The sequence below is a fragment of the Rhodococcus spelaei genome (assembly GCF_006704125.1).
Lineage (GTDB): Bacteria > Actinomycetota > Actinomycetes > Mycobacteriales > Mycobacteriaceae > Rhodococcus_G > Rhodococcus_G spelaei.
Genome location: NZ_VIGH01000016.1, coordinates 1 through 3,874 on the forward strand (window position 1 = coordinate 1; position 3,874 = coordinate 3,874).

At 70.1% G+C, this 3,874-nt stretch carries 4 protein-coding genes, 1 pseudogene and 1 riboswitch; of the genes and pseudogenes, 3 read left to right on the forward strand and 2 right to left on the reverse strand.

What is annotated here, in order from left to right; genetic code table 11:
- Nucleotides 1-123: pseudogene (locus FK531_RS22130) on the forward strand (IS481 family transposase); the annotation flags it as partial.
- Here the strand turns inward: FK531_RS22130 and FK531_RS22135 are convergent.
- Together FK531_RS22135 and FK531_RS22140 are read right to left on the reverse strand one after the other, a co-directional pair.
- Nucleotides 120-962 carry an ABC transporter gene (locus tag FK531_RS22135; protein WP_142103419.1) on the reverse strand — a complete coding sequence of 281 codons (843 nt, stop codon included), beginning with the start codon at nt 960-962 and terminating at the stop codon, nt 120-122. The pseudogene FK531_RS22130 and the gene FK531_RS22135 sit on opposite strands and share 4 nt — an antisense overlap.
- 68 nt (nt 963-1,030) lie before the next feature.
- Nucleotides 1,031-1,345: a DMT family transporter gene (locus FK531_RS22140; RefSeq protein WP_142103421.1), complete on the reverse strand. Its 315-nt coding sequence runs from the start codon at nt 1,343-1,345 to the stop codon at nt 1,031-1,033.
- A 16-nt stretch (nt 1,346-1,361) separates the two neighbouring features.
- Nucleotides 1,362-1,424: riboswitch (guanidine-III (ykkC-III) riboswitch) on the reverse strand.
- A 143-nt stretch (nt 1,425-1,567) separates the two neighbouring features.
- Here FK531_RS22140 and FK531_RS22145 point away from each other — a divergent pair.
- Both FK531_RS22145 and FK531_RS22150 read left to right on the forward strand, forming a co-directional pair.
- Nucleotides 1,568-2,272: a response regulator transcription factor gene (locus FK531_RS22145; RefSeq protein WP_142103423.1), complete on the forward strand. Its 705-nt coding sequence runs from the start codon at nt 1,568-1,570 to the stop codon at nt 2,270-2,272.
- A 23-nt stretch (nt 2,273-2,295) separates the two neighbouring features.
- Nucleotides 2,296-3,693, forward strand: a complete 1,398-nt coding sequence (locus FK531_RS22150) for a sensor histidine kinase (protein ID WP_142103425.1) — start codon at nt 2,296-2,298, stop codon at nt 3,691-3,693.
- Nucleotides 3,694-3,874: the final 181 nt, after the last annotated feature.

Here is a 3,874-nt window from a genome sequence, read left to right on the forward strand (position 1 = left end):
CAAGCCCGACGGAGCGCGTTGTCGGGATGGCTACACACCTACAATCACCACCGGCAACACTCCGCCATCGGTAGGAACGTTCCCTTCAGCCGATTGACCAACGTCCCTGGGCAGTACAGCTAGGTCAGTTCGGTGCCGTTGGCGCGGCCGCCCTTGAGCCAGCGGCCCGGCAACCGGCCGGCGAGGTCGCCGAGCGGCCCGACCGCGGCGCCGAGCACTCCGACCGTCTCGCGGAGAAGTTCGACGCTGTCGCCCAGCTTCTCCAGGTTCGGGGTGAGGGACGTCAGGGTCTCGGACAGGGACACGAGCTGATCCAGCGGCCCGCCCACCGCGATGATCCGTTCCAGGGCGCCGTCCTTGGCGAGCAGGGTCTCGAGGACGCCGTCCTCTTCGAGTGCGCGCTCGATCAGTCCGTTCTCGCGGGTGAGGGTGTCGATCAGGCCGCCCTCGCGGGTGAGCGTCTCGAGCGGTCCCGAGGTGGCGGTGAGGCGTTCGAGCGGGCCGTCCTCCGCGGTCAGCCGGTCCAGCAACCCGCCGGGGGCGAGCAGTCGCTCCACCGGGCCGTCCTCGTCGAGCAGGCGGTCGACGGGACCGCCGGTGGCCAGGACCCGTTCGAGCGGCCCGCCGGGTTCGATGAGCCGCTCGAGGGTGCCGCCCGGAGCGGTGAGTCGGTCGACCACCCCGCCGGGTTCGAGCAGTCGGTCCAGGGGGCCTCCCGGCCTCATCGCCTGACCGAGCGGCCGCTGGTCGGAGGCGAGTTCGGAGATCTGCTGCAACAGCTTCAGCGGTCCGGACGGGTTGGCGGCGGAGAGCCCACCGAGGCTGCCGCCCAACGCGCCGGACGTGGACGCGGACAGCATCACGCGCGCCGCACCGAGGGCCGTCTCGGCCACGCCGAGGGCGGAGTCGGTGAGCGCGAGGCTCGCCTTCGCCGGCAGTGTGACGATCGCCACCAGATTCATGCGATTACTGTAACCCTGCGCCGACGGGCATCAGGTCCCCTCGGGGTCGGCGTTGCTTCGGGGTCGGGTCAGTGCAGGACCTTGAGTCCGACGACGCACCCGACGATGCCGAGGATCAGCAGAACCTTCACCAGTGACGCCGATTCGGTGCCGCTGAGCATCGCGTAGGCGACCGTCAACGCGGCGCCGATCCCGACCCACACCGCATACGAGGTTCCGATCGGCAGGGTCCGCATCGCGTACGCGAGGCCGGCCATGCTGAGCAGCAGTCCGGCTCCGAACACGATCGAGGGGGAGAGCCGGGTGAAGCCCTCCGACTTGCCGAGGGCGGTGGCCCACACGGCCTCGAGGACACCGGAGACGACGAGCACGATCCATGCCATGGTGACTGATTCTCCCAAGGCACCGTCTTGTCGCTGTCCGGGTACGGTGCGCTCGTCCGGGTGTCGTCGTTGACGCTTCCACCGTAGCAAAGCGGGCGCTTCGCGCTGTGAGCGTTTTGTACCCCGGGTGGGGTGAACCGCGCGCACGGGCGCGGAGCGCCTCACAGGAAGTTCCCAGCGAACGTTCAGCAGTGGTCCAGCGCGCGCGGCCATGATGGGGACGTGAGTGCCAACCGAACCGAAGCGCGTGTCCTGATCGTCGACGACGAGCCGAACATCGTCGAGCTGCTGTCCGTGAGCCTGCGATTCCAGGGGTTCGAGGTCGAGGTCGCGGCCAACGGTCCCGAGGGGCTCGACAAGGCTCGGGCGTTCCGGCCGGACGCGATGATCCTCGACGTGATGATGCCGGGCATGGACGGTTTCGGCCTGCTGCGGCGCCTGCGCGCGGACGGTGTCGAGGCGCCGGTGCTGTTCCTGACGGCCAAGGACGCGGTCGACGACAAGGTCACCGGGCTCACCCTCGGCGCCGACGACTACGTCACGAAGCCGTTCAGTCTCGAGGAGGTCGTCGCGCGACTGCGGGTGATCCTGCGCCGCGTCTCCCGGGACCCGCAGGCCGCCACGCCGTCCCGGATCAGGTTCGCGGACCTCGAACTCGACGACGAGACCCACGAGGTGTGGAAGGCGGGTGAGCCGGTCTCGCTCTCGCCGACCGAGTTCACCCTGCTGCGGTACTTCATGGTCAATGCCGGTGTGGTGCTGAGCAAGCCGCGGATCCTCGATCACGTGTGGCATTACGACTTCGGCGGGGAGGTCGGTGTGGTCGAGTCGTACGTGTCGTACCTGCGGCGCAAGGTCGACACCGGGGACACGCGGTTGATCCACACGTTGCGCGGTGTCGGCTACGTGATGCGCGAGCCGAGGTAGCCGCGGTGCGCCGCATTCGACGGATGCCGCTGCGGTTCACCCTGGTCGCCGCGCTGCTGGTGCTGGCCGCGCTCGGGTTGACCGCCTCCGGGATCGCGGTGACCTCCGCGATGAGGAACTCCCTGATCTCGCGGACCGACACGGCCCTGCGCGAGGCCGCCCACGGCTGGGCCAAGCCGCGCGAGGGGCGGCCCCTGGTGCCGCCGCCCAGTGCCGAGCCCGGGCCGTCCCGGCCGCCGAGCCCGTTCTACGTCCGCAGTGAGACGCCCGACGGCGCGACCCGCCTGGTGATCAACGACCTGTCGGGGGTCGAGCCGGACCTGCCCGCGAACCCCGGACCCGACCCGGTCACCGTCGGGTCGGTCGGCCATCACGACCAACACTGGCGAGTGCTCACCGTCACCACCCCGAACGGGACGGTCACCGTCGCGATGCGGCTGGCGGATGTCGACCAGACGGTGGAACGGCTGATCGGGCTGCAGGTCGGTATCGGAGTGGCTGTGTTGGTGGCGCTCGGGGTGGCCGGCTACTTCGTGGTGCGGCGCAGCCTCCGGCCGCTCGAGGAGGTCGAGAAGACCGCCGCTGCGATCGCGGCAGGCAGGCTGCACCAGCGAATCCCGGTGCGCGAGGACCGAACCGAGGTCGGCAGGCTGACGGTCGCGCTGAACGGCATGCTCGCGCAGATCCAGACCGCGTTCGCCGCGACCGAGGCGTCGGAGGAGTCCGCTCGCCGGTCGGAGGAGCGGATGCGCCGGTTCGTCGCGGATGCCAGCCACGAGCTGCGCACGCCGCTCACCACGATTCGCGGCTTCGCCGAGCTGTACCGGCAGGGCGCGATGACCGATACCGAGCTGGTGATGTCGCGGATCGAGGGTGAGGCCTCCCGGATGGGCCTGCTCGTCGAGGACCTGTTGATGCTGGCCCGGCTCGACGCCCAGCGTCCGCTCGAACGGGTACCGGTGGATCTGTTGGCGGTCGCCTCTGACACCGTGCACGACGCGCGGGCGGTCACGCCGGACCGCAGTATCAGTCTCGAAGTCGTTGACGGTCCGGGCTTCCCGGAGGTGCTCGGCGACGACGCGCGGCTGCGGCAGGTGCTCGCGAACCTGGTCAGCAATGCCGTCGGGCACACCCCGGCCGACGCCGCCGTCACGGTGCGGGTCGGCACGGTCGGCGCCGACGCACTGCTCGAGGTCGCGGACACCGGCCCCGGACTGACCGAGGAAGCGCGGGAACGGGTCTTCGAACGCTTCTACCGGGCCGACACCTCGCGCACCCGGGGGTCGGGCGGCAGCGGGCTCGGGTTGTCCATCGTTGCGGCGCTCGTCGCCGCGCACGGCGGCACGGTGACGGTCGAATCCCCCGACAGTGGGGGAGCCGTGTTCCGGGTGCTGCTGCCGCGGCGAGAGCGGGCGGACTGACCCGTGAGTCCTCCCGGTCCGCATGAGGGCCGGAAGGACTCACGGGCGGCGCAGCCGCCTAGGTGTACTGCCCAGGCAGGTTGGTTGAGAGATTGCGACGACACGCTGTAGCTGGTCGTTGAACAGCGAAGGTCTCCTGTCGTGAAGTGGAGCTGCTTAGACACCCACTACACCGACAGGA